Genomic DNA, 22,717 nt, shown 5'->3' on the forward strand with positions numbered 1-22,717 from the left:
GGCGGGTCGGTTCACTTGCCTGGCAGAGCGGTGGCCTGGCGAGGGGGTGGTCAGGGGGTGTCGCCGCTCATCCGGCGCTGTAGCTCCCACAGGGTTCGGAACAGCCCTGGCTGCTGGGTGAGCTGGGCGTAGGTGCCCTCCTGGACGATCCGTCCTTCGTCCAACACCACGATCCGGTCGGCGACGGCCACATTGGTGAGCCGGTGCGTGATCAGCAGGATGGATCGGTCCTTGGCCAGTTCGCGCAGGCCGGCGAAGATCCGGTGTTCCGCACGGGCGTCGAGGGCGGCCGTGGGTTCATCCATCACCAGCAGCGCTGCCTGCCGGTGGAATGCGCGGGTAAGGACGAGGCGCTGCCACTGACCGCCGGAGAGCTGCTGCCCGCCGAACCATTCGCTGGTCAGGAGGGTGTTCAGGCCGGAGCGGAGGCCCGGCAATATCTCCGCGGCGCCGGATGCCTCGCATGCGGCGAGCAGCGCTGCATCGCTGGTGTCGCCCTGCCCGAACGTGATGTTGTCGCGCATCGTCAGCGGCAGGTAAGTGAACTTCTGCGGCACCAGGGCGACATGCTCCCAAGCTCCCCATGGATCGAGGTCCGCCGTGGAGGCGTGGTCCCAGGCCACGTCGCCCTCGGTGGGCAGCAACAGCCCGCATAGCAGGCGGGAGAGGGTGGACTTGCCGGAGCCGTTCTCCCCGACGAGCGCCACGATCTCGCCGCGCTTCACGTGAAGAGAGACGTCGCTCAGGCTGTCCTTGGGGGCGCCGTCGTAGCGGTAGGTGACGTCGCGGACCTCGAAGCGCTGCGGGGCGGCAGCCACCGTCTCGGTGCCACGGGAGTCGGCCATGGCCTGGCCGTGGGCGTTGTCGAGGAAGTTCTGCCAGTCCTGCACGTACCAGCCGGTGCGTACCAGGCGGGCCCCGCCGTTGATGATGCCGCGTACCGAGCCGGTGGCGGTCTGGAGGGCGAAGACGGCGCCGCCGCCCGCCGCCAGGCCCATCCGTCCCGACGCCAGGAGCCACAGGAGCGCCGCCCACACCGCGATCGAGGCGACCCCGCCGGCCACGGCTCCGGCCAGTCCCATCCAGGCCCCGGTGTTCGCGGCCTGGCGTTCGGCCGCGTTGACGGAGGCGGCCAGCTTTCGGTACCGGCCGATCAGGAAGGGACCGGCCAGGCAGGCCCGCATCTCCTCGCTGGACTCCATGTATGCCATGTGCCAGCGCAGCTTGCCCAGCATCCGGCGCCGCCCGGAGGTCTCCAGGCCGGCGAGGTAGATCACGCGGGCGGAGCGGACGTAGGCGGCGGCCTGCGGTAGGCAGGCGAGGAAGAGAAGGGGAAGGAGCAGTGGGTGCAGGACGGTCAGCACGGCTGCACCGGCCGCGAGCGTCGCGGTCGCCGCGAGTACGTCCTGTGCTTCCTCGACGAGGTCGGGGGTGACCTGGGCGCCGCGGTCGGCGATGTCGTAGGCGTCGTTGTAGCCGGGCTTGTTGTTGGCGGCCAGTTCCGCGCCGAGCGCGGCCTCGACCATCGTCACCTCCGCGGCCCGGCCGAGCACCGGGCGCAGACGGCCAGTGAGCCAGACGACCGCGATCCCCAGCCCCGCGCGCAGACCGGTGGCAGCGGCGATCACGGCCAGCTGCGGGGCGGCATCCCACAGTCTTTCGGTGATGTCGCCCGCGGAGATCAGCGCGGTGATCGTGCCCGTGACCGCCAGGAGGCCGAGTGCCGCGAGGACGCCAGTTCCGATTTGGCACACCAGCAGTCCGATGGTCGCTCCGCGGTCCACGCGCCAGGCCATCTGTACGGAGCGCCGCACGAGCGAGGGCAGACGCCGTGCCATGGTGCGGGAGGTCAGCTGGGAGCCGGCCTGGAGCCGTGACTCGTCGCGGTAGAGGTATTCCTCTTCTCGAACACTGGCCTCCTGCGATTCGTCGTCCGACGCGTTCCCTTCCGGTGGTTCCGGCAGCTGATCCTGCGTAATGGCCGAGGTCATCGTTCCCCCTAGGACGGTCGCTGCGGCAGAGTCGTGAGGTCTAACGACACGGCTGCGCTATCGAACACACGTCATTCGGTCGTGCTGGGAAGCCCGCTATTTCCTGCGTGAGGGAACCCTGAAGGTGCGGGATCCCTGACGGGGCTTGGAGCAGCTCCGGGCGGGAAATGGCCGAAACGCCGACACCGTCGCGCGGCGTGGACAATCCGGCAGCTTCTCCCGGTCGTCCCACTCCTAACGGGGGTCTGGTTCGGTCTTCAGCAACCTCTCCAGCTCTGCACCGGCGTGGGCGACCGCGCCCGTCAGCGCCTGATGGTGGTGGGCGGGCAGGATGCCGGATCCCAGTCCGGCTGCGGTGATCACCGCGTGGAGCGCGTGGGTCGAACCGGCGTCCAGGGCGGACGCGGCGATGGAGTGGTGCAGTACGTCGCGGGCGGCGTAGGCGTCGAGCCGGGCCACCTCGGCGATGGTTTTGGGTAGCGTGTCCGCGCGCTGCCCGTTGGGGTCCAGTTCGAGGGCGGTCAGGCCCACCCGGGTCTGGAACACGGCGGTCGACGGATCGGGTGGGGCAAGGAGCACGGTCGCTTCGTCCAGGGTGCGTTCGAGGTCGGCCCGCGCAACCGGTGCGCCGACGGGACGGCAGTGGGTGCGCAGGAGCAGGGCGATGGCGGTTTCCCAGGGTTCCGTGGGCTGGGTGGTGTCGATCAAGTCGAGGGATTGCTGGCTTCGTCCTTGTTCCATCAGGGCCATGATCTTGATTTGGCGGCCGTCGAGGAGCCGGTTGCCGATGCCGCGGTGCTGGGCCATGGCGTCGGCAGCCTCGGTCCACCGGCCGAGGCGTGCGAGGGCGCGGGCGCCGTCGACGAGCAGGGTGACCCACAGTTCCTGGAACACCTGCCGGTGATCGGCCTCGGTGCTGGTCAGCGAGGCCAGGTCGATGGTGCGGCCGTCTATCTCGGTCTTTCCTCGTTGACGGGCGGCGTGGTTGAGGCGGGCGAGGAGGTCATAGGCTGCCTCGCCTTGGCCGTCGCGTGTCAGTAGCCGGGAGAGGTTGACCAGTGGCATCAGTGACATGACGCCGATCGGCCCACTCAGGCGTCCGGCGTCGGCGAAGACCTGGTGCTGGCGCCAGCACAGGTCGGTGGCCAGGTTGGGCAGGCCGACGTCGGAGGCGATGAGTGCGGCGTAGTTGAGGATGCTGCAGGTGCGGGCCACCAGGTCGTGGTGGCTCGCACCTGCGGGTGCGACGGTCAGCCCGGTGAGGTGGTTGATGCGCTCTTCCAAGGGGAGTGCGGGCGCCTTGGTGCGGCGGACCAGGGGGATGTGGCTGGCTATCGCGGGGATCATCGGCTCAGCCCTTGCGCGCCCAGTCGACGGCGAGTCGGCTGTAGGGCTTGTCGACGACGAAGCGCGCCTCGTCGACCGGCAGCCGGTCACGGGAGTCGGCGCCGGCCATCCGGAAGCCCGGCTCGGGGGCGTCGTTGCCGCCGCTGGCGTCCCAGGCGCGGATCTCGGTCACGACGCGCTCGGCGAGGTCGCCTCCGCCCTTGCCGTGGCCGATCACACCGACCTCCCAGTACCGGCCCGTCTCGTCTTCGCCCTCGCGGATGGTCAGGTAGGCCAGCGACCCGCCGTCGAGGGCGGCCATGGAGCCCCACCCGAAGTGCGGGGTGAATCCGGGTCGTTGGCCCGGCAGGCGGGACAGACCGTTGGGCAGTGCGCAGGCCAGGTACAGGTACAGCCACTCCCACGCCGAGCCCTGCCGGAACTTCACCCCGGTGTAGAGCTTGGTCTGCTGCTCGTCGAGAACCGTGCGCAGCGCTTCGCGGTCGACGTCCTGCTCGCTGAACGTCTCCAGGCGGACGTTGCCCTCGCCGGACATGGGGACGAGGGTGTACACGTCGTCGCAGACGCCCTTGCGGAGCGGGACGAAGGTGGCCATCTCGCAGGAGACGGTCCTCCATGTGTCCCCGTCGCGTTCGAAGGCGAAGCTACGGGAGATGCTGCCGCGGATGCGCATCGGCAGGACCAGGCGCCCGCCCGGCGCGAGCTGGTCGAGGATCTTGACCGGGACGTCTCCCGCGCCGACCGTGAACTGGATGCGGTCGTACGGGGCATGCTCGGGCAGCCCTGCCGCCCCGTCGGCCATCACCGCGGTGGCGTTCTGCACGCCGGCTTCGGCAAGGTGCTTGCTCGCGCCGGCGATGAGGTCCTCGTCGACGTCGAGGGTCCACACCTGCCCGCCGGGCGAGACGATCTGGCCGAGGAGGGCGGCGTTGTATCCGGTGGCGGCGCCGGCTTCCAGGACCTTGTGACCGGGCTGGGCGCCGAGCTGTTCGAGCTGGGTGGCGACGACGGACGGCGCGGAGATGCAGGAGATCATCTCTCCGTGCTCGTCGTGCTTGATCGGGACCGCGTCCTCCTTGTACGCGCGCTCCAGGTCGACGCCGGGCAGGAAGGCGTGCCGGTCGGTGGTGCGGAACGCGTCGATGGCCGCCTGGCTGCGCAGGTGGCCGCTGTCGACGAGACGCTGGGCGAGGGCTTCGCGCAGCTGGTTGGGGTCGTTCACGGGTGTCACGGTGGTCTCCATTCGAGGGAGGTTAGGGTCCGCCGGGGCGGACTTGCGGTTGGACACGGCAGCTGCTTCTCCGGTGGAGAAGGCGACGTGACGGCCGAGCCACGCGGTGGCGGCCTGCGCGTCAACGGGTACGCCCGCGCGGTTGAACGCGAAGATGGCGTGTTGGGTGAGCACGCCCCGGATTCCGCGTATCAGTCGGCCGTCGGCGGCGAGCCGGCGCAGGCGGCGGCCGGCGTCCTCGAACGTGGCGACGCGCTCGCCCCAGCCCGCTTCCGGCTGCGGGCGCAGGGCGGCGTCCGCATTCATCAGCCGCCGCATCGCGGAGACGGCCTTTTCCAGCGCGGGCCCCTGGGGCGGGTTGACGGGGTGCCGCAGGGCGGCCCACCGCGCGTACACGTCCCCGACTTCGAACGGGTCCAGCCCTGTCGCGCGGATCATGGCGGACAGCAGCATCACGCTGCGCTCGCGGGCGCCGGGGGTACTGGTCTCGGCGAGGGCAGCCGGGCTGTCGGCGCAGAACACGTCGTGTGCGACCTGCATGCCCTCGGGGCCGCCGAAAGCATAGGTCTCCGGCTCGTAGATCCCGCCCGTCCAGCCGGTGATCACACGGTCGGCGACGAGCTGGTCCAGCAGACCGGTGGCGGGCTGTTCGGTCCGCAGGCGCACGCCGGCGTCCTTGCGCAGGAAGTGGAAACGGCGTCCGGAAAGCGCGGTGGCTAGGGCCCGTGCGGCGGTGTGGTGCGGGTCGGGGAACGCCACGGAGGCGTGCCACCAGGAGGTGTCCGGTGGGATGGGCAGGTTCTCGTCGTCGAAGGTCATGGGCAGCGAACTCCTTGCGGGACGGCAGGGTGGGGGTCAGGTGAGCAGGAGGGCACGGGTCCAGCCGGTGGTGCCGGTGTCGTGCAAGGCGAGTTGGGCTCCGGCGCGGCCTTCCAGGAAGCCAGGTTTGGGCAGGTGCTCCCAGTCGGCGGCCAGCCGTCGGTGCAGGTTCTGGATGATCGGCGTGAAGCGTGCGGGCGAGGGGCTGTCGGCGGCGACCGCGCGGGTGAGGGTCAGCAGCCCGGCCCAGCCGTGGCAGAGGGTCGAGTCGGTGATGCGGGCGAGCTGCTGTGGGTCGGTCAGGATGGTCTCGACGATGTCCTCGGCCGCTTGGTGCCGGGCGGGGTCGCCGAGGGCGAGCGCGGCGAGCTGTTGCGCGCGGGCGATGCCGGGCTGGCCGTAGCACCAGGACTGGCGGGCCGATTCCGCGGCGGGCGGCTGGTCGGCGTCCAGGTGGGCTGCGGTGGACCAGTAGTGGGTGCCGTGCCGGTCGAGCCAGATCGCGAACGTGCCGATGGCCTCCTCCTGACCGGGGACACTGACTCCGTCGCGCAGGGCGAGAGAGAGGACGGCCAGGGGCCCCGCGATCCCGTGGGCCATGCCGTTGTTGCCGTGCCCGCCGGTCATCTCCGTCCCATCGGGGCCGACCGCCGACCACCACCCCGGCAGCATCCGGCCGTCGCCGCGGGTGGGGTGGGCGAGCGCGACGAGGCAGGCGAGCACGTCGGGCAGCCGGGGCGCGATGGGGCGGGACAGCAGCAGCGCGGCGAGCCCGGTCAGACCGCGGATGAGGTCCCACTCGGCGAGATGGGGCAGCGTGCCGGCGGCCTGCCGGCGGTGGGCGGCGGCGAGCCGGCCGTCCACGACGCGGTCGACAGCCGTGCGGACGTCGTCGCCGGCTCCGTGGGCGCGGGCCAGGACGAACTCCAGGGCGGGTGCGCCGTGGAAGAGGCTGGCGTTGCTGCCGGTGCTCACGCCCCGGGCGGTGGCCTGGGCGAGGTGGCGGCGGGCCGTGGACAGGTCATGTCGCTCGATGTCGAGCAGGGCCATGCCCAGGGCACCCTCGGACAGGTCCTGCGTACGGGGCCCGGCCGGCGTGGTCATGAGCGCCTCGCCATGGGGACGACGATGCTGTGGGCCCGGCCGCCGATCCACCCGTCGGCGTCCGGCGGGGGCGCGTCGTGAAGGGTAGCGACGCCGACGGGGCTGGCATCGAGGTGCGCGCGCAGCAGGTCCAGGTCGACGTCGCGGGTGAGGTCAAGGGTGAGGTGCTGGTCGTCCTCCGCAAGGAGTACCTGTTCCGGCACCTGGAACCGGGCCCGCCAGGCGTGGAGTTGGTCCGCCCACTGGTGCAGTGGGGCGGTGCGGACAGGCAGTATGCGGCGGCGGATCTTCCACCGGGCGGTGGCGAGGATGGTGCGCCGGTAGGTGAGGGCCGGGGTGAAGGGTAGGGCCCAGGCGGCACCCCAGTCGAACCAGGTCACCTGCGGGGAGGTGGCCCGGCTGATCTCGCCGAGGAAGCGGGCCATCGGCGGGGTGTAGTTGTTCCACAGGAAGTTGATCGCGGTGGGGGCCAGCAGCTCCAGCGGCTTGCCCGTCGCGGTCTCCACCAGATGGGGGCGGCCGTCGGCGACGGTGACCGACAGGTCGCGGGGGAAGAGGACGTCCGGGCCGGGGCGCCGGAATTCACCGACGCTGACAACGCGGGGCAGGGCCTGCGGCGCGCGGGTGAGCAGGTCGGCCGGTACCCGCCCGGCGTGGAAGGAGAGCTGCGCGAGTTCCGCCTCCGGATCGACGGTGGGCAGGTTCGCGTACGCCCCCTCCGTGCCCGGCAGCAGGTGCCAGAACCGGCCGGACATCGATCCGGCCGAGCGGGACACAGTCAGCACGCGCAGCCGAAAGTCCCCACAGCTCAGGGCCGGGATGGAGGAGGCGTGGACCTGTGCGGCAAGTTCGAGGTGCGGCGCCAGGTGGTGGGGCTTATCGCCGGCCGCAGCTTCCAGTTCCTCGATCATCGCCCCGCTCAGCGCGACGGTGCGGCTGCCTTCGGCAGCGGCAGTGCCGGCCAGCTCCAGCAGCAGCCGGTCGCGCCGGGACATCGGCCGGGGCGGCTCGCTCGCCGTGAGGAACCCTGCCGGGAAGCCCACGCCCCGGTCAGGATCCGTGGCCACGTCCACCGGCACCGCGGTGTTCTCGCCGTAGCGCTCGGTGAACTGCTCGATCCACCGCCGCCATGTCGGTGTTCCAGACGAGTGGGCGACCACGCGGGCCAGGACGGTTGCCGCGGTTTCCACTTCGGTCAGCACCTGCTCGGGCAGCCGCACGTCGGCGTCCAGCCGCAGGTCGCACGCGGTGCGCAGGCCAGCTGCCTGAGCGCGAGCCGCGGGCGGCAAGACGTCGGTGGGGTCGGCGACGGTGGCAGGTGCGCGCAGCGACGAGCGCAGCAGCCTCACCCGCAGCAGTTCACCGAGCAGCCGGTCGCGCGCGATGTCACTCACAGCGGGAAACTCCGCGGCCAGTTTGTCGGCCAACTGGCTGTACCCGATCGGCGATCGGGCCAGATCGAGGACGAGGCGCAGTGCCGGATTGAGGGCGAGTCGGAACTCGGCGTCGCCCTCGGAGGGCACGTGGATGTGCTGGTCGCGCTGTTGGATCAGGGTGTTGACGCAGACCTCGGCGTCAGCCATGCGCGCAGCGTCGCTCTCCCAGTGGCTGAGCAACTCCTCGAGTTCGGTGGCCTCGGGGCGGGCCACGGCCTGGTGCTCGTCACCGATACGGACCGACGTCGTCTGGGCGAAGCCGAGCGGGGCGACGCCGGCGAACAGGCCGTAGGGGGTGGAACGGCGTGCGTAACGGATCGCGTAGCGGGCAGTGGACAGCGCCGCCCGGCGCATCCGGCGCACCGTCGGCGTACGGCCGCCGATGATGGCCTGCACCTGGTCCGCCAGGTGAGGGCTCGCGTGCGACACGGTGCGGCGGAAGTCGGTGTCAGCCCACACCGTGCTCAGCCACGCACGCCAATCTTCCCGGGGCGCCGTGCGCGTCGGCCAGGGCGGCATGGCGGGCGCGGTCGTGTGTACCGCGGCGCGCAGCATGGACTGCCCTGCGGCCTCGTACAGGCTTAGCCGTTGCCGTGTCATCAGCGCTCTCCCTATCTTTGTACGTGACGGGCGGGGCGGGCCGGACGGGGAGAGCCCCGTCCGGCCCGCGGTGCCGGGGTGACCCGGCTTACGAGGTGGTGCAGGCGCTGGGGCAGGAAGAGCCGCAGTTGTCGCCCGTGCCGCACATCAGGACCGTCTCGGTCGCCGGCGTGCCCTCGATGAACGTGATGTCGAGCCCGAACGGGTCGTCGTCGGTCATTACGAGGTCGGCCTGTGCCGGAGCGGTCGGCCTCTCGGTCTGGGTGGCGGTCATTCATGCCTCCTGTAAGGGGTGGATTGCGCGGAGCACCGAGGCCCGGTCGGGCCCCGGGGTCTGATGCCAGACGAGCTGGCCGGCGAAGTCGCCTGGTCCATGGCGTCTGGGAGTCGGGGTGCGGCCGTCGGGCTGCTGCGGGCTGCGCCAGCGGGGTGTTCTCGGCGGCGTGGCTCAGTACCCGGGTGAAGCGCTCGGCCCGCTCGTCGCCCTCGGCCTCCTGCGCGCGGAGGTCACCGAAGTGCTTCCAGTACCGGCGGCTGACGTCGCTTTTCATGATCCACGCGGCGTGGAAGGGCAGGTGCCTCTTCGGGACGAAGCCGAGGCGGTCGCGCAGGCTGAACGTGCAGAGGAGCCGGTTGGCCGACATGAGCCGCATGTACTCCTCGGTCTCCAGGCCCTTGGGCTTCCAGATCTCGGCGAGGTCAGGAGTGGTGGAGACCTGCGCCAGCCAGTCGATCTGGTTGCCCGCGAGAAGCGCCTCATTCCGTTCGGCCTGGTGCCGCGCGTTCTGCCGGAGCCGGGCGGCTCCGACCATGGTGGTTGTGAGGGAGACTGCGGCGCCGGCAGCGAGGACGGCGGTGGTGACCTTCATACGGCAACGGTCCTTTTCGTTTGGAAGGGATCGGTGGGTGCCTCGGATGGGTGGAGTGGGCGGGGTTCGCTGGGGCATGCGACCTCCGCGAGCACGACGGTCGAGGAGTCGCCGGCCTGGTGGTCCTGGGCGAGCCGGCGACGCACCGTCTTCAAGGCCGCGCCGATCGGTGACAGCCCCACGGAGGCCCTTCGCTGGTCCAAGGAGTCGGAGGCGCGCACCGGACACAGCAGAGCCCCTGTTGCGGTGAGGACCTGTTGAGTCCCGAATTCCTGGGGGTGACCGCTGTTGACCAGGGTGCGGTCGTAGAGGTGGGCCCAGTGTTGGAAACGTGCGTCGCCGTGCTGGGCTGCGCGTTCCAGCAGGGTGGTGGCGGCACGTTGGAGGCCGGCGTCGTTGTCGGCGTGAAGAGCCAGGCTCCAGGCGGCGCGTGCGGCTTCGGGACCGACGAGGCGGTAGCCGGGCCAGTCGTGTTCGGCCAGGACTCGGCGCAGCACCTTGGTGTCGGCGTGGTCGGCGTGACGGTTCTGGCCGATCGCTACGGCATCGAGCTGGTTGCGCACGCGCCTGGCCCGGCGCTCTGCCGCCTTCGTGGCGCGGTCGACGAGTTCGCGGGCGAGGTCCGGCCGCAGCGGCGGCTCGGCGGCTGTCACGCGATGCTCCGGCTGTCTGCGGTAAGGCGCGGCTCGTGGACCTGGCAGCCGATGAGCGCGCTCAGTCCAGAGCGCTGCTCGGCGATGAGTTCGAGGCGGGCGACTCGCTCGCCGTGCTGACCGGTGCCCGATCCCCGTACGTCCCAGCCCATGTCGGTGAGCTGTCGGAGGAACGGGGCGATCGGATCAACGTCGAGGGGCTGGCGGGCCATGGCCTCGGCGCGTACAAGGGGCAGGTCGCGTCGGGCTGCGAAGTCGGAGGCCCACAGGGTCATCAGCTGGATGGTGTTGTCGGAGCGGTCGGGCAGGGTGTGGATGCAGCTCAGGAAGAGGCACGGTCCTTGGCCCCAGCCGAGATCGAGCTCGCGCTGCGGGATCAGGCATGCCAGCAGCAGCCCGTCCTCGAACAGCCCGGCCGGCTTCGCCTGCGGGTCGTGGAACAGGGCCGGGACATCGGCTCGGGTGGGTACCGGCAGGCCGCGCATGGTGAGCCAGCGCTGACGGTCCTGAACGAGTGCGACGGCCTCATCTCGCTCGGCGTCCGTGCACAGAGTCCGCATCTCGTACACGGCTGTTAACTCTGGTGCGCGTCGCGGCTGCGGCGCGGGAGATGTTCTCACTGGTTCGCTCCGATCTCCGCCGTGCCGGTCGGCCTGGCGCCCAGTAGGCGCCAGGCGTGGGCCAGGACGACGAGCTGGGTGGCGTCGGCGGCGCCCGTCTCGTCGAGCAGTTCGTCGAGGGCGGACCGGAGATCGGCCGGGGCGATCTTGGCGGCGAGGGCGATGTCGCGGTCGGCGCTATGCGCGGCGACCGCTCTCACAAGCTGCTGCTGCTCCACGGTGAGCCCGGGCTCCGGCCGCTCCGGTGCGGGCGGATCGACGTGCTCGGCGGCCAGCAGGAGATGCACGAGCACCTGCGGCTTGCAGCGAGGCGGACAGTGGACGCTCTCCCGGATGTCCCGGACGTACTGGCGGATGGTGTTGGCCGACAGCCCGGTCTTCGTGGCGAGGTCCGGGACGGTCGTGAAACCGTCCACGATGTGCTTGGCAACGCGCTGCTTTGTGTTGCTCAGCGGTGTGGTTGGTGCGCTGGTCGACAAGGACGGGGACACGGGTGTCTCTTTCTCGGCTAGGTGGACGGTCACCGGGAGGGGTGCCGCCGGCCCCCGCGGGGGACGGGGGCCGGCGGCACGGGCCCGTGCGCGGCGGTCGGGATTCACGGGGTGCCGCGCACGGGGGTTCATGCGGCGGTGGGGCCGGGTTGCGCCCAGGCGGCTTCAGCGGCGAGGCGCTCGGACCACTGGATGTCGTCCTCGTTGAAAGCGGCGTCGGCCAGGCGTATTCGCTGGACTTCACCCGTTCCGGCCGGGGGGTGGGTGTGCTGGATGTCGCGCCACAGGCGCTGGAGGACGTACTCGCGGTCGAGGGCGTGGGCGCCGTGCAGTTCCATGGCGTCCTGGGCGGACGTCATGGCCCACTGGTGACCCAGGTACTTCGCGTTGATCAGCTCGGCGTCGCAGGACAGGCCCTGGTCCAGGAGATGCACGGACTGGTAGGCCAGGATGCGTGCCGCGCGCAGCCGGGCCTCGATGTCGCCGACGCGGTCCCGCAGGACCGGCAGATCGGACAGGGCGCTCCGGTAGCGGGGTCGGGCCTTGAGGTAGGAGGTCGTGGTGGCCGCGACCGCCTCGTGGATGCCGAGGCTGACGGCGGCCAGGTTGGGGCGGCCGTACAGGATGCTGCTGCTCTGGGCCACGCTGAGCCCTTGGCCGATCTCGCCGACCACGTTGTCCGCGGGGACGCGGACGTGGTCGAGGTCGAGGCGGCCGGCGGAGAAGCCGTGCAGGCCGAGACCGGGGCGGTGGTCGGCGACGGAGAGTCCGCGGCGGTCGGCTTCGACCATGAACGCGGTCAGCGCCTGCGTGGTGCGCACGCCCGCCTCGGCGGTCCGGGCGAGCACGAGGTGGGCTCCCGCGAGATGGCTGTTGCCGATGTGGACCTTGCTGCCGGTGATCACCCACTGATTGCCGGTCCGCTCGGCGGTGGTCTCCATGCCGCCGATGTGCCCGCCGGCGTCCGGTTCGGTCACTGCGATCGACAAAAGCAGCGAACCGTCCGACACCCCCGCCAGCCAGCGGACCTTCTGCTCATGCGTGGCGAAGTGCAGCAAGGCGCCGACGGGGATCAGGGTGGCTTGCAGGATGGTCGCGGCAGCTGCCGAGACGCAGCCGATGCGGTGGATCAGGACCGTCTTGGCCACGTGTCCGGCGCCCAGACCGCCGAGGGCGGCCGGGAGGGTGACGGCGAACCAGCCCCGTGCGGCCATCAGATCCGCGACCTTGCGCTCCACCCTGCCCGGAGCGGCTTCCATTCGCACGGCACGCGGCGCGATGTGCTCGGCCGCGAAGGAGTCGGCCTCGTTCCACAGCAGTTCGTGGCGGGCGGTGAGATAGGGACGCAGCGCCGGAGGCGGTGTGGCGGGTGTGGCGGGCATGGTCGTTTCCCTCTCCCTGGGTGAAGTTCGCGCGGTGGAGCGGCCGGGGATCGCAAGCGGCTCCCGGGTGGGGGCGGTGGAGCGGGCCTAGCGGACGACGGGGGTGTGGACCATGTGGTCCATCACCTGGGCTCCGGCCTTGATGGCGATGTCTCTGAGTCGTCGGGCCTCGCTCAGGGGCCGCTTCTCGGGGTCGATGACACACACCGTGCCCAGCACGACACCGCTGTCGTGGTTGAGCGGTGCGCCGAAGTAGGAGCGGATGCCGACCGCGTCGACCACGTGGTTACCGCTGAAGCGGGGGCTGGCGTGTACGTCGTGCAGGGGGAGGGCCTTCTTGCGGGTTACAACCTCCGGGCACCAGCCGTGGTCGTGGCTCATGGTGCGGCCGACGATCACGTACCCGCTGTCCGCGGGCGGCTGGTGCAGTCCGACGAAGGTCTGCTCCTCCAGGAACAGATTGACGAACCCGTACAGGAACCCGGCCTTCTCGGCCATGTCGCGGGCCAGCTCGTCGAAGTCCTGGCTGGCAGCGATGGACACGCCGAGGCGCTCCAGCAGTTCGTACCGTTGCGCCAGTTCGGTCGCCTGCTGGGCCTGCGGACCGGTGACGGCAGCGCCGGCTGGGATGGGCAGCCCGTGGGTGCCGTCGCGCATGCCGCGTTGCGGCAAGGACAGCGCGGGTGTGCCGGCTTGGGGCAGGTGGGGATCGTTGGGCTGATATGACATCAGGCGTCCTGGAGACTGGTGGTGGATGCGGGGCGAGCGGGTCCTGCCGGTGCGTTCTGCACGGCGTGGCCGACGAGAGTCAGCAGGACGCCGGCGACGTGGCTCGGATTGCGGGCGTCCCAGGAGGTCGCCCCCACCGTCCAGCGGGGCGAAACGTCGGTGACCACCGGCACAGAGGCGGGCAGGTCGAGGGCGGCGCGGATCTGTTCGGGTTGATAGCGGTGGGCTCCGTCGAAGTGGTTCACGGCGACGACGAAGGGCAGGCCGATGTCTTCGAAGAAGCTGACGGGGGTGAAGCTGCTCTCCAGGCGGCGGGTGTCGACCAGGACGACCGCGCCGACGGCTCCCCGGGAGAGGTCGTACCAGAGGTCGACGAACCGGTCCTGGCCGGGCGTGCCGAACAGGAAGAGCTCCAGAGGCACGGGCGCGTCGGGCAGGCTGAGACGGCCGAAGTCGAAGGCGACCGTGGTCATCTGCTTGGCCTCGACGCCCTCCAGACTGTCCACGCCAGCGCCGGCCTCGGTCAGGTACTCCTCCGTGCTCAGCGGCGTGATCTCGCTGACCGCGCCCACGGCGGTGGTCTTGCCCGCGCCGAAACCACCGGCGATCACGATCTTCAGAACCGTCGGAGCAGCGGACTGCGGGCGTGACGGACTCATCAGAGCCATGTCCGGGTCATCCGGCCTGGGGGTAGGCGATGGCATCGGGCCACTTCCTCTTCAGGCCCGCCGAGAGGGCCGCCAATAGGTGGGTGGTGGGACGTTCTTCCGCGCCCGTGTCGGAGGAGGAGGCGAAGGCATCGGTGACGGAGATGACCAGGGCGTGGGCGTCCAGGAGGTCCGAGACGAGGATCTTTACGGCGGTGACAGGACGGCCGAGCTGTCCCGCCAGCTCAGTCACCGAACGCCGGTGCTCGCGGCACAGGGCGAGGATCTCTTCGCATTCCCCGGCCTGGCCTGGGCCGGGCCGTCCCGGGCCGGTGTCCAGCACGGTGTCCAGGGCCATCAGGTGGCGCGGCCTGGTGCGCCCGCGCGTCAGCGTGTAGGTCCGGACGAACGTTGATTCCTCGGCCGCGTCGCCGTGGGTGCTCACCGGACCTCGTCACCTGTGTCGACTCGGACGGGGATTTTCATGTACGGGGCGAACTTCTGCACCAGGCGTCCGGTTTCGAACCCGATGTTGCCCGCGTCGGCATCCGTGGCGGCGACGACGGCGAGGATCGTGTCCACCAGGCCCCGGTTACCGGGGTGGTTGTCGAAGGCCGCGCTGTGGCCGGCGCTCTGGACGAAGAACAGGCAGTCGTCTCGCTCGATGATGACCTGTCTGGACGGCCGCTTCTGGTGGGTGGGGCCGGTGATGTTCGTCGCGATGGAGGCCACTGCGCTCAGTGCGGCCGACAGTTCGTCGGCCCAGTCCTTGTCGACTTCGCTGTCCAGCAGCCGTAGCCCGTCCCGCGACAGCAGGACGGCGTGCGTGACGCCCGGAACCTCGTTGGCGAAGTGCCGCAGCAGCCAGAGCATGTCGCCCCGCTTGCCGCTCGGCGTCACCTCGGCCTCCGGTTCGGAGGCGCCGCTGGTCATCTCAGGGTGGGTGTTCATGGGAATCGCTCCAGAAGGGGGAGGGCTGGCGGATATGTCCGGGGCCACTGGGAACGCATGGTGAGGGGTGGGCGTCAGTGCCGGGGCTGTCCGGCCGGATCGGGGGGCGAGCTGGAGCTCCTGCCGGCCTGGATGCCGTTTCGGAAGGCGCCTGCGAGTCCGGGCCTCGCCGCAGTCGCGGGTGCTTGTTCCTGCGACTGCGGCGGACGGAACGAACCGGCTTGGCGCGTACGCCTGGGGAGGTCGGGAGCAGGAGCACGATGTGACGGCCCCTCTGCACCTATCCGGCGTCCGACCTGGCCCGCTGAGGGCTCGGCTGTCGCGACGGGCTGTCGAGGCGGCGGCGCGGAGGGGCGGAGTTCCCGGCTGCGGGCGCCGGCGTCACCGACGGGGGCAATCGCTACGAGGAGCCTGGCCGGGATGACGACCAGAGCCGTGGTGCCTCCCGTCACGTTCTCCTGCAGGAGAACGGACAGCCCATGCGACTGCGCGATCTTCGCGGCTACCAGCAAGCCGAGTTGCCCGGCTCGCACCTGGCCGCTGACGTCGACCTCATCGGGCGCCTTGAGCAGACGGTTCATCTGCGCGCGCGTCTGCGGATGCATGGGGATGGCCCGGTCCTCGACCTCGATCGCCAGCCCTTTCGGCACCCTCTGCGCTCGCACGGTCACCTTTGTCGCCGGGTCGGAGCACTCGCAGGCGTTCTCGATCAGCTCGGCCAGCAGGTGCGTCAGGTCCGGACCTACATGTCCGGGAAGCCCCAGCTCACCCCCCACGGAACCGGCCGCGACCATTACACGCGGGTACTGCACCACCTCGGAGATCGCACCACGCAGCGTGGTCGTGACGGGCACCGGCTGGCGCACGCTGCGCAGGGACTGCCCGCCCAGCACCGCCGTGCTCTCCACCTGACGACGCATCCGCGTCACGAGGTGATCGATCTCGAAGATCTTCGCGAGCAGTTCCGGGTCGTCGGTCAGCATCTCCAGCTGAGTCAATGCTTCCAGTGCCTTCCCGACCAGGGCATGCTCCCGCATGGCCAGGCGGCGCAGCACTTCCAGAAGGACGACGGACTGGGACTCGTCGTGCACGCGTATCAGCGAGGCGACGGCCTGGACCTGCAGTGCACTCAGTGCCTTGTCGATCTCTGCGGTCGTACTGGCCGGCTGCGGCATCTGCATGTCCGGCAGCGGCGGTCGTGCCCCTCGGCACAGTTCGTCCGCCGACCACGCCACCGACTTCTCGACGGCCGCCGCGGCTCCCGTGACTGCGGTCAGCACCGCCGTGCGTCGTTCCTCTGCGGTTGTCTGCACGGCGTCGGCGGCCGTACGCACTTCGCGAGCCGCTACCAGCGCGACCCCGGCCAGCCCGCAGACCAGGCCGACCAGGAGCCCACCGAGAGCCACTGCGGCCGTCACCCAGATGGCAAAGGTGGCGCTCAGCAGGCCCGCAAGGAGCAGCAGGGGCAGCACCACGGCACGACGGACGCGGTGCACCGTGAAGGCGTCGGTCCGTGGCGACCGCCGACGGCGGTGGCCGGTCGCGGCCGGCCGTGTCGGGAACGCGGTGTCAGGCATGGGAATCCTCGCAGTGGAAAAGGAACGGCTAGGCGTGCTGCGGCGTCAGGGTCTTGCGGTTCTGTTGCGGTCCGGGTGAGGCGGAACGGGGTGCCGGAACCGCCACCGCGCCTCGGCGAGGAGAGGACTGTGGCGCCAGCTGCTGCAGGAGCAGGGCACTCTGGATCAGGCCCATGTGGCTGAACGCCTGCGGAAAGTTCCCGAGCTGGCGCTGCTGGACGGGGTCGTACTCTTCGGCGAGGAGGCCGAGGTCGTTGCGCAGCGTGAGAAGGCGTTCGAACTGGGCATGGGCCTCATCCAGGCGGCCGGTCAGGGCCAGGGCATCCACGAGCCAGAAGGAGCAGAGGATGAAAGTGCCCTCATCGCCCGTCAGCCCGTCCACTCCGGCGTGGTTGCCGATCGTCGGGTACCGACGCACGAGCCCCTCCGGCGTGGACAGCTCCCGACGTACGGCGTCCACGGTGCCGATGACGCGAGGATCGTCGGGCGGAAGGAACCCGACCCGGGGGATCAACAGCGTGGCGGCGTCCAGTTCCTGCGAGCCGTAAGACTGGGTGAAGGTGTTGCGCACCGGGTCGAACCCCTCGGTGCACACTTCGCGGTGGATCATCTCGCGCAACTCGACCAAGGGGCCCGGATCCAGCGCGAGAGCGTCGGCCTCGGCCAGACGGATGGTGCGGTCGATGGCCACCCAAGCCATCACCTTGGAGTGCACGAAATGCCGGCGTGCCCCGCGGATCTCCCAGATTCCCTCATCGGGTTCCTGCCAGCGCTGGGCCAGGTGCTCGATAAGCCGCTGGTGCAGGGCCGCGGTGTCCGCGCAATGGGCGACACCGCTCTGGTGGGCGAGATAGAGGGTCTCGATCAACTCGCCATACACGTCGAGTTGCAGCTGGTCAGCCGCCCCGTTCCCCACCCGCACTGGAGCCGATTCCGCGTACCCCGGAAGCCAAGGCAGCTCCCGCTCCCGCAGATCACGCTCGCCGGTGATCCCGTACATGATCTGCAGGTTTTCCGGATCGCCGGCCACCGCACGCAACAGCCAACGCCGCCACGCATGGGCCTCCTGCCGGTAGCCGGTTCCCAGCAGCGCGGCGAGAGTGGTGGAGGCGTCGCGCAGCCAAGTGAAGCGGTAGTCCCAGTTCCGTCCGCCGCCGATCTCCTCGGGCAGCGACGTGGTCGGCGCGGCAACGATCCCGCCGCTCGGCGCATACGTCATCGCCTTCAGCGCGATCGAGGAACCAACCACTGCCTCGCGGTAGGGCCCGTCGTAGGTGCATTCCTGCGTCCAGCCATGCCAGAAGGCGAGCGTCTCGGCGAGAGCGGCCTCCGGGTCGGGAACCTCCGGTGCGGCTGCGTGGGAGGGGCACCAGCTGAGCACGAACGCCACGCTCTGCCCGGCGGCGACGCCGAAGGCACTGACGATGACACCGTCCTTCTCCACCTGCTGGACGCCCGTGTCGAGCCACAGTGCGTCCGCGCCTGCTTCCGCGACCATGCGCCCCTCGACCTCGTGGATCCACGGGCTGACGCTGCCGTACCCCGGACGCGGACGCAGAGCCGAGACCATCGGCACCTCGCCGGACACACCCTCAACAATCCGGATCACCTGGGGTGCTCCGCCGCGCGGCGGCATGAAGTCGAGCACCCGGACCGACCCGGACGGGGTGCGCCACAGCGATTCGAGGACGAGCGAGTCACCGAGGTACCGGCGCTCAGAGACCGCTCCGGCATCGGATTGACTGGCAGGCGGGACTGGGGCGATTTGCCAAGAGCCGTGCTTCTGCGTGCCGAGCAGGCCCGCGAAGATGGCAGGCGAGTCGAAACGGGGCAGGCACAGCCAGTCGATCGAGCCGTCGTCGCAGACGTGGGCACTGGTCTGCATGTCGCCGATAAGACCGTACTGCTCGATACGCGGAAGACGCTTCATCGTGTGGATCTCCGTAGACCCCGCGGATCCGGGGATGGCATCGGGCCGCCGCAGCGGCCGGGAACGGTAGATGAGGAGGGACACGGTGGTCACCTGTGCGGGGAAGGCTCGCTCTGCCCCGCTGCGGAGTCCTCGTCCTGCGGAGCGGAGCGGCAGGACACTCGGCCACCGCGGAGAATCAGCCGGGCCACCGGGCCTAGAACCACCGCGATCAGAACTGCCGAGGGCGGTCATGCCCGGGGCACCGATGCGGCCAGAGCCAAGAGGACGAAGGCGACAGCGAAGACCGAGCCGCGCAGCACGTTGAGCCGTGGCCTCCAGTAACGCCATCTCCGCGCGGGCTTCGCGAGGACCACGCCATGAGCTTGACCGGCCGCGCCGAGTGCCTGAGTGGCCTCGGCGAGCTTGACCAAATGCACCCTGCTCGGCATGTAACCGTCGGGGACGCCTGCCGAAGTGAGCTGTTGCGCGCCACGCAGGCCCGCGGCTCCGGGCGGTACGACGGCTCCGAGTTGTCCGATGTGACCGCGAAGGCGCCGCGCAAGCTCCTCCACGTCGCCGGCGCTCTGCGGTAGCGGGGACTTATCGTCCAGCACGAGTGCCACCGTCTCTGCTGCAGCCACCGCTTGATCCCGCTGGACATCGGCCGATCCCACGGTGAGGTTGGCCAGTTTGCCTCGACCATCGCCGTGACGGGTCTGATGCAGGAACAGCGAGAGGCGCATGACACAACTCCTGTATGGATCAAGCCAAGTTAAGTGGGGTTCGCCTTGGAGTGCCGACGGCTGAGGTGCATAGTGAGTGACCCGGCCGCTACGTTGAGCGAACCCTGAATCGCCGCCGAGGGGTATGCCTGCACGGCTGCCAAGGCCGCCAAAGGCGCCAAAGATCATTTCGAGACCGAGGGGCAGTCCATGGCCCGTGAGCGAAACCTCGCCTTCTCCGCCCTTCTGCGCGAAGCGGGCTGGTCCCAGCCTCAAGCGGCCGCTGCAGTTGCCCGCGTGGCTGCGGAGAGTGGCGTACGGGAGCTGGAGGCCATCTCCCGTTCGCATATCTCCATGTGGGTCCTGGGTACGAAGCCCAGCGGGATAGCGCGGCATATCCTGCGCGAGACGCTTTCCCGCAGACTTGGCCGCCGTCTCACCTTGGTTGACCTCGGGCTGGAGGAAGTGCCGACAGGCACGGCCGACAGTGGTTCCGACTGGAGCGTCGACCCTCTGACTGTGCTGGCTGAGCTGGGAAGCGACGATCTGGACATGCACCGACGCAAGCTGCTGGCGACCTCCGCGTACTCCGCCGCCAGCCTGGCCCTGCCCACCACCTCGTGGTGGGCAGCCGCCCCTGCCGCAGCAGCCAGACGCACGGCAGTCTCTCCCCGACTGGTGGCCCAAGCCGACATCGACGACGTCCGCGACCTCACGAACTTCTACTCCGCGCGAGACCAGCAGCGCGGAGGCGCCTCCGGGCGCTCGGCGCTGGCTGGCCACCTTCGCGACGAAGCAGTCCCCCTGCTTGGCAGCCGATTCCGCACGGAACAGAGCCGCCGGGACACCTACTCCGCTGTCGCGGAGATGACCTACCTCGCCGGCTGGATGGCGTTCGACGCCTCCGAGCACCGAACAGCCCAGCGCTACCTCACCCTTGCCACCCGCATTGCGGCAGAAGCCGGGGACGGACCACTTGCCGGTCACATTCTGCGAGCCCTCGCCCATCAGGCAGTGGACCTCGGGCACCCACGCAAAGCGCTCGCCCTGGCCGACGCCTCCATGTCCCGCGACCGTTACGGCCAGGCCAGCCAGCGGGAGAAAGCCCTGCTCGCGATCGTTCACGCACGAGCGCTCGCGGCCGACGGCAACCGGTCTGGCACCATCGCGGCCATCAGTCGCGCGGAGCGGGACCTCGCCCGTGCGGACAACGACGGTGCGCCCGGCCGCGTGGACTTCTTCCAGGAAGCCTCCCTCGCCCACGAGACGGCTTGCGCCCTGCGCGACCTGGGTCAGCCAGTCGACGCGGAGATCCACTTCCAGCGCAGCGTTGCCACCCGCCGCAGGCAGCAGTACGCCCGCACCCACAGCGTGACCCTCGGCTACCTCGGCGCCGTCCAGGTTCAGCAGGGCCATCTCGACGAGGCATGCACCACCTGGGGGCAAGCCCTCGATGCCATGGCCGGCGTTCTGTCGGGCCGCGTACGCGACGTCATCGTCCGGATGCAGAGCGATCTCTCGCCCGTTCGGCAACGCGGAGGTCGCCACGTTGTCGAATTGGACCATCGGGCACGGGAGATGCTGCGGGTCATAGGCTGACCGCGGATCAGGCCCGTTGCTTCGCGTGACGGCTACAGGATGCGTAAGTTCTGATTGAGAGGAACGACCCTGATGGCGACGTACGAGGTCGAGTCGATCGCAACGGTGGTCGGGGGCCACACCCGCGTTCAGGATGACTACCAGGGCGGGATCGAATCGGTCATCAGGCTCAACGACGCGTACCCCCTCGAAACATTGCAGGGCATCGAGGAGTTCTCTCACCTGACGGTGACGTGGCGCTTCCACATGGCGCGGCCGGAAGACGTCCAGCTGCACGCGCGTAGCCCGCGGGGAAATCCGAGGTGGCCGGCGACGGGTACGTTCGTCCACCGCAACCATCGGAGGCCCAACCAGCTGGCGACCAGCTACCCGCAGTTGCTGAAAGTGGAGGGCCGGGATCTCCTGGTGACGGATCTTGACGCCGTCGACGGGACACCGATCATCGACCTGGCGCCGTACTTCGAGGAGATGGGACCGCGAAGTGAAGTCCGTCAGCCGACTTGGCCGGGCGAGATGCTCTCCACGTACTGGCTTGACGCCTCCGAACGTCCGTAGCTCAACTTCCTGTAATGCCGCGATGGTGGTGCTCGCAGGGGGAGTCATCAGGGCCTGCCCACAACGATAGGAAACGTGCACCACGTCGTCCGGCCGTCCGTGCTGGCTCCCCAATCCCCGGAGAGGGCCTTAACGAGGACCAAGCCCCGACCCGAAGTGGCATCAGCACTGGCCGAACGCATGGTCGCCGACACTGAGCTGCCGTCCTGGACCTCGACTAGGATCTCGGTTTCGCGGCATCGGACGCGCAGTGACAGGTCTCCAGAGCCGTGAGTCACACCGTTAGTGACCAGCTCGGAGACGCAAAGCACCACGTCCTCCGCCAAGGGGCCGGCGACCTCCCATAGCCTCAGGAAGACGCTGCTGGTGTGACGCGCGCGGCCAACGTTGATCGGTTCCGGGGCGAAGCATGACTCGAAGGCGGCGTACCCGGGGCGGGGTACTGACCGCGTCGTGACCGGTGCGAGAGCTGTTGCGACCGTCATCGGGCTCCTCCCGGATGAATGGCGTGGTGAACGTGTGGCTGAGGCGCCAAGCGCGCGGCACGAGGTGCCCTGCCGATGGCGAGGCGTATTCGCGTAGTAACCAGCGAACACCTCGCAGTGAAGGCTTGGGAATGACTTACAGATGGCGTTGACCCGTCAGTAACCAATTTTGGGTGCCGCCTGAGGGCATGGTCCTGACATGCTTGGCTGCATGGTGACTCTCGATGGAAAGCCCGTATCTGTAGATGACTTGCTTCCCCTGGCGCTCACGAACGTCGGGCACTTCACGTCCATGCGTGTCGATTCCGACGGCAGCGTCCGTGGCTTGACGCTGCACCTGGAACGCCTTGCGCGGGACTGCGAGATCGTGTGGCACGCGGCTCTGGAGACTGACCGCGTGCGCGAGTACGTCCGTCGGGCTCTGGAGGGGCAGACCCGCCCGTGCGTCGTGCGTGTCACGATCTATGACCCGAAGGTCGAGATGGGCCACCCGGCCCACGCCAACGAGCCGCACGTTCTCGTGTCCGTACGCGGTGCCGGCGCCCTTCCTCCGGCGCCCTTGCGCGCCCAGAGCCTGGTGTACGAGCGTGACCTGCCCCAGGTGAAGCACATCGGGCTCTTCGGCGCCTTGCACGCCCGGGGCTCGGCTCAGCGAGCAAACTTCGACGATGCCCTATTCGTCGGCTATGACGGGTTCATCTCCGAGGGCGGCACCTGGAACGTGGCCTTCGTCGACCAAGAGGGCACTGTTGTGTGGCCAGATGCCCCCGTGTTGCCCGGCGTCACCATGGCTCTGCTCCAGCAGCATGCGAAACACCGCATCTCCACTGTCACCCTGGACCAGGCCAAGGGCATGGCCGCGGCGTTCGCCACGAACACGTCGATCGGCGTGCGCCCTTTGGCCGCGATCGACGACACCGAGTTCTCTGTGGAGCACCCTGTCTTGAGGCAGCTCCAGGAGGCATACCTGTCGATCGCCGGCGAGACCCTGTAGGGA

At 69.8% G+C, this 22,717-nt stretch carries 21 protein-coding genes and 1 pseudogene; 3 read left to right on the forward strand and 19 right to left on the reverse strand.

Features of this window, described 5'->3' with window-relative positions; translation table 11 throughout:
* Positions 1–50: 50 nt before the first annotated feature.
* The 18 genes and pseudogenes from ABTX18_RS32365 to ABTX18_RS32450 all read right to left on the reverse strand — a co-directional run bounded on the left by ABTX18_RS32365 (position 51) and on the right by ABTX18_RS32450 (position 19,102).
* Positions 51–1,991: an ATP-binding cassette domain-containing protein gene (locus ABTX18_RS32365; protein WP_352126365.1), complete on the reverse strand. Its 1,941-nt coding sequence runs from the start codon at positions 1,989–1,991 to the stop codon at positions 51–53.
* Between the two features lie 234 nt (positions 1,992–2,225).
* Complete coding sequence (locus ABTX18_RS32370) at positions 2,226–3,338, reverse strand: hypothetical protein (protein WP_352126366.1); 1,113 nt, start codon at positions 3,336–3,338, stop codon at positions 2,226–2,228.
* Positions 3,339–3,342: 4 nt separating this feature from the next.
* Entirely contained in the window at positions 3,343–5,388 is a 2,046-nt protein-coding gene (fxlM, locus tag ABTX18_RS32375) for a methyltransferase, FxLD system (protein WP_352126367.1), read from the reverse strand.
* A gap of 36 nt (positions 5,389–5,424) precedes the next feature.
* Positions 5,425–6,492: a lanthionine synthetase C family protein gene (locus ABTX18_RS32380; protein WP_352126368.1), complete on the reverse strand. Its 1,068-nt coding sequence runs from the start codon at positions 6,490–6,492 to the stop codon at positions 5,425–5,427.
* Positions 6,489–8,528: a lantibiotic dehydratase family protein gene (locus ABTX18_RS32385; protein ID WP_352126369.1), complete on the reverse strand. Its 2,040-nt coding sequence runs from the start codon at positions 8,526–8,528 to the stop codon at positions 6,489–6,491. The genes ABTX18_RS32380 and ABTX18_RS32385 overlap by 4 nt, the downstream gene beginning before the upstream one ends.
* An 88-nt stretch (positions 8,529–8,616) precedes the next feature.
* Positions 8,617–8,802 (reverse strand): FxLD family lanthipeptide, encoded by a 186-nt coding sequence (locus ABTX18_RS32390; RefSeq protein WP_352126370.1) that lies wholly within the window; start codon positions 8,800–8,802, stop codon positions 8,617–8,619.
* A 139-nt stretch (positions 8,803–8,941) separates the two neighbouring features.
* Positions 8,942–9,475 (reverse strand): annotated as a pseudogene (locus tag ABTX18_RS32395) (DUF6082 family protein); the annotation flags it as partial.
* Complete coding sequence (locus ABTX18_RS32400; RefSeq protein ID WP_352126371.1) at positions 9,394–10,050, reverse strand: DUF6624 domain-containing protein; 657 nt, start codon at positions 10,048–10,050, stop codon at positions 9,394–9,396. The gene ABTX18_RS32400 and the pseudogene ABTX18_RS32395, both read right to left, overlap by 82 nt.
* Entirely contained in the window at positions 10,047–10,610 is a 564-nt protein-coding gene (locus tag ABTX18_RS32405) for a hypothetical protein (RefSeq protein WP_352126439.1), read from the reverse strand. The genes ABTX18_RS32400 and ABTX18_RS32405 overlap by 4 nt, the downstream gene beginning before the upstream one ends.
* 56 nt (positions 10,611–10,666) lie before the next feature.
* Positions 10,667–11,161, reverse strand: coding sequence for a DNA-binding protein (locus tag ABTX18_RS32410; protein ID WP_352126372.1), 495 nt, complete (start codon positions 11,159–11,161; stop codon positions 10,667–10,669).
* A gap of 128 nt (positions 11,162–11,289) precedes the next feature.
* Positions 11,290–12,543, reverse strand: a complete 1,254-nt coding sequence (locus tag ABTX18_RS32415) for an acyl-CoA dehydrogenase family protein (protein ID WP_352126373.1) — start codon at positions 12,541–12,543, stop codon at positions 11,290–11,292.
* Positions 12,544–12,630: 87 nt separating this feature from the next.
* On the reverse strand, positions 12,631–13,272 hold the full coding sequence (locus tag ABTX18_RS32420) for a GAF domain-containing protein (RefSeq protein WP_352126374.1): 642 nt from the start codon (positions 13,270–13,272) through the stop codon (positions 12,631–12,633).
* Complete coding sequence (locus tag ABTX18_RS32425; protein ID WP_503061246.1) at positions 13,272–13,940, reverse strand: GTP-binding protein; 669 nt, start codon at positions 13,938–13,940, stop codon at positions 13,272–13,274. The genes ABTX18_RS32420 and ABTX18_RS32425 overlap by 1 nt, the downstream gene beginning before the upstream one ends.
* A 7-nt stretch (positions 13,941–13,947) precedes the next feature.
* A complete protein-coding gene (locus tag ABTX18_RS32430) occupies positions 13,948–14,364 on the reverse strand; it encodes a DUF742 domain-containing protein (RefSeq protein WP_352126376.1) in 417 nt (138 codons plus the stop codon).
* Complete coding sequence (locus tag ABTX18_RS32435; protein WP_352126377.1) at positions 14,361–14,870, reverse strand: roadblock/LC7 domain-containing protein; 510 nt, start codon at positions 14,868–14,870, stop codon at positions 14,361–14,363. The genes ABTX18_RS32430 and ABTX18_RS32435 overlap by 4 nt, the downstream gene beginning before the upstream one ends.
* A 74-nt stretch (positions 14,871–14,944) precedes the next feature.
* Positions 14,945–16,447: a sensor histidine kinase gene (locus ABTX18_RS32440; RefSeq protein ID WP_352126378.1), complete on the reverse strand. Its 1,503-nt coding sequence runs from the start codon at positions 16,445–16,447 to the stop codon at positions 14,945–14,947.
* A 28-nt stretch (positions 16,448–16,475) separates the two neighbouring features.
* Positions 16,476–18,377: a glycoside hydrolase family 15 protein gene (locus tag ABTX18_RS32445; protein ID WP_352126440.1), complete on the reverse strand. Its 1,902-nt coding sequence runs from the start codon at positions 18,375–18,377 to the stop codon at positions 16,476–16,478.
* A gap of 230 nt (positions 18,378–18,607) precedes the next feature.
* Complete coding sequence (locus tag ABTX18_RS32450) at positions 18,608–19,102, reverse strand: DUF6415 family natural product biosynthesis protein (protein ID WP_352126379.1); 495 nt, start codon at positions 19,100–19,102, stop codon at positions 18,608–18,610.
* A gap of 189 nt (positions 19,103–19,291) precedes the next feature.
* Here ABTX18_RS32450 and ABTX18_RS32455 point away from each other — a divergent pair, with 189 nt between their 5' ends.
* Both ABTX18_RS32455 and ABTX18_RS32460 read left to right on the forward strand, forming a co-directional pair.
* Positions 19,292–20,680, forward strand: coding sequence for an NsdA family TPR-like regulatory protein (locus ABTX18_RS32455; RefSeq protein WP_352126380.1), 1,389 nt, complete (start codon positions 19,292–19,294; stop codon positions 20,678–20,680).
* A 72-nt stretch (positions 20,681–20,752) separates the two neighbouring features.
* A complete protein-coding gene (locus ABTX18_RS32460; protein WP_352126381.1) occupies positions 20,753–21,235 on the forward strand; it encodes an SAM-dependent methyltransferase in 483 nt (160 codons plus the stop codon).
* A 47-nt stretch (positions 21,236–21,282) separates the two neighbouring features.
* On the opposite strand, the gene ABTX18_RS32465 is transcribed toward ABTX18_RS32460, so the two are convergent.
* Entirely contained in the window at positions 21,283–21,720 is a 438-nt protein-coding gene (locus ABTX18_RS32465; RefSeq protein ID WP_352126382.1) for an ATP-binding protein, read from the reverse strand.
* A gap of 211 nt (positions 21,721–21,931) precedes the next feature.
* Here ABTX18_RS32465 and ABTX18_RS32470 point away from each other — a divergent pair, with 211 nt between their 5' ends.
* The gene (locus ABTX18_RS32470) at positions 21,932–22,714 is read left to right on the forward strand and encodes an aminotransferase class IV family protein (protein WP_352126383.1); all 783 of its coding nucleotides are present in this window, start codon (positions 21,932–21,934) and stop codon (positions 22,712–22,714) included.
* Positions 22,715–22,717 lie beyond the last annotated feature (3 nt).

The organism is Streptomyces sp. NPDC096323 (assembly GCF_040302845.1).
Classification (GTDB): domain Bacteria; phylum Actinomycetota; class Actinomycetes; order Streptomycetales; family Streptomycetaceae; genus Streptomyces.

Coding starts and splice junctions, on each gene's coding strand:
- ABTX18_RS32365 (WP_352126365.1), bottom strand. CDS start 1,991: ATGACCTCGGCCATTACGCAGGATCAGCTGCCGGAACCACCGGAAGGG.
- ABTX18_RS32370 (WP_352126366.1), bottom strand. CDS start 3,338: ATGATCCCCGCGATAGCCAGCCACATCCCCCTGGTCCGCCGCACCAAG.
- fxlM (WP_352126367.1), bottom strand. CDS start 5,388: ATGACCTTCGACGACGAGAACCTGCCCATCCCACCGGACACCTCCTGG.
- ABTX18_RS32380 (WP_352126368.1), bottom strand. CDS start 6,492: ATGACCACGCCGGCCGGGCCCCGTACGCAGGACCTGTCCGAGGGTGCC.
- ABTX18_RS32385 (WP_352126369.1), bottom strand. CDS start 8,528: ATGACACGGCAACGGCTAAGCCTGTACGAGGCCGCAGGGCAGTCCATG.
- ABTX18_RS32390 (WP_352126370.1), bottom strand. CDS start 8,802: ATGACCGCCACCCAGACCGAGAGGCCGACCGCTCCGGCACAGGCCGAC.
- ABTX18_RS32405 (WP_352126439.1), bottom strand. CDS start 10,610: ATGCGGACTCTGTGCACGGACGCCGAGCGAGATGAGGCCGTCGCACTC.
- ABTX18_RS32415 (WP_352126373.1), bottom strand. CDS start 12,543: ATGCCCGCCACACCCGCCACACCGCCTCCGGCGCTGCGTCCCTATCTC.
- ABTX18_RS32420 (WP_352126374.1), bottom strand. CDS start 13,272: ATGTCATATCAGCCCAACGATCCCCACCTGCCCCAAGCCGGCACACCC.
- ABTX18_RS32425 (WP_503061246.1), bottom strand. CDS start 13,940: ATGGCTCTGATGAGTCCGTCACGCCCGCAGTCCGCTGCTCCGACGGTT.
- ABTX18_RS32435 (WP_352126377.1), bottom strand. CDS start 14,870: ATGAACACCCACCCTGAGATGACCAGCGGCGCCTCCGAACCGGAGGCC.
- ABTX18_RS32440 (WP_352126378.1), bottom strand. CDS start 16,447: ATGCCTGACACCGCGTTCCCGACACGGCCGGCCGCGACCGGCCACCGC.
- ABTX18_RS32445 (WP_352126440.1), bottom strand. CDS start 18,377: ATGAAGCGTCTTCCGCGTATCGAGCAGTACGGTCTTATCGGCGACATG.
- ABTX18_RS32450 (WP_352126379.1), bottom strand. CDS start 19,102: ATGCGCCTCTCGCTGTTCCTGCATCAGACCCGTCACGGCGATGGTCGA.
- ABTX18_RS32455 (WP_352126380.1), top strand. CDS start 19,292: ATGGCCCGTGAGCGAAACCTCGCCTTCTCCGCCCTTCTGCGCGAAGCG.
- ABTX18_RS32460 (WP_352126381.1), top strand. CDS start 20,753: ATGGCGACGTACGAGGTCGAGTCGATCGCAACGGTGGTCGGGGGCCAC.
- ABTX18_RS32465 (WP_352126382.1), bottom strand. CDS start 21,720: ATGACGGTCGCAACAGCTCTCGCACCGGTCACGACGCGGTCAGTACCC.
- ABTX18_RS32470 (WP_352126383.1), top strand. CDS start 21,932: ATGGTGACTCTCGATGGAAAGCCCGTATCTGTAGATGACTTGCTTCCC.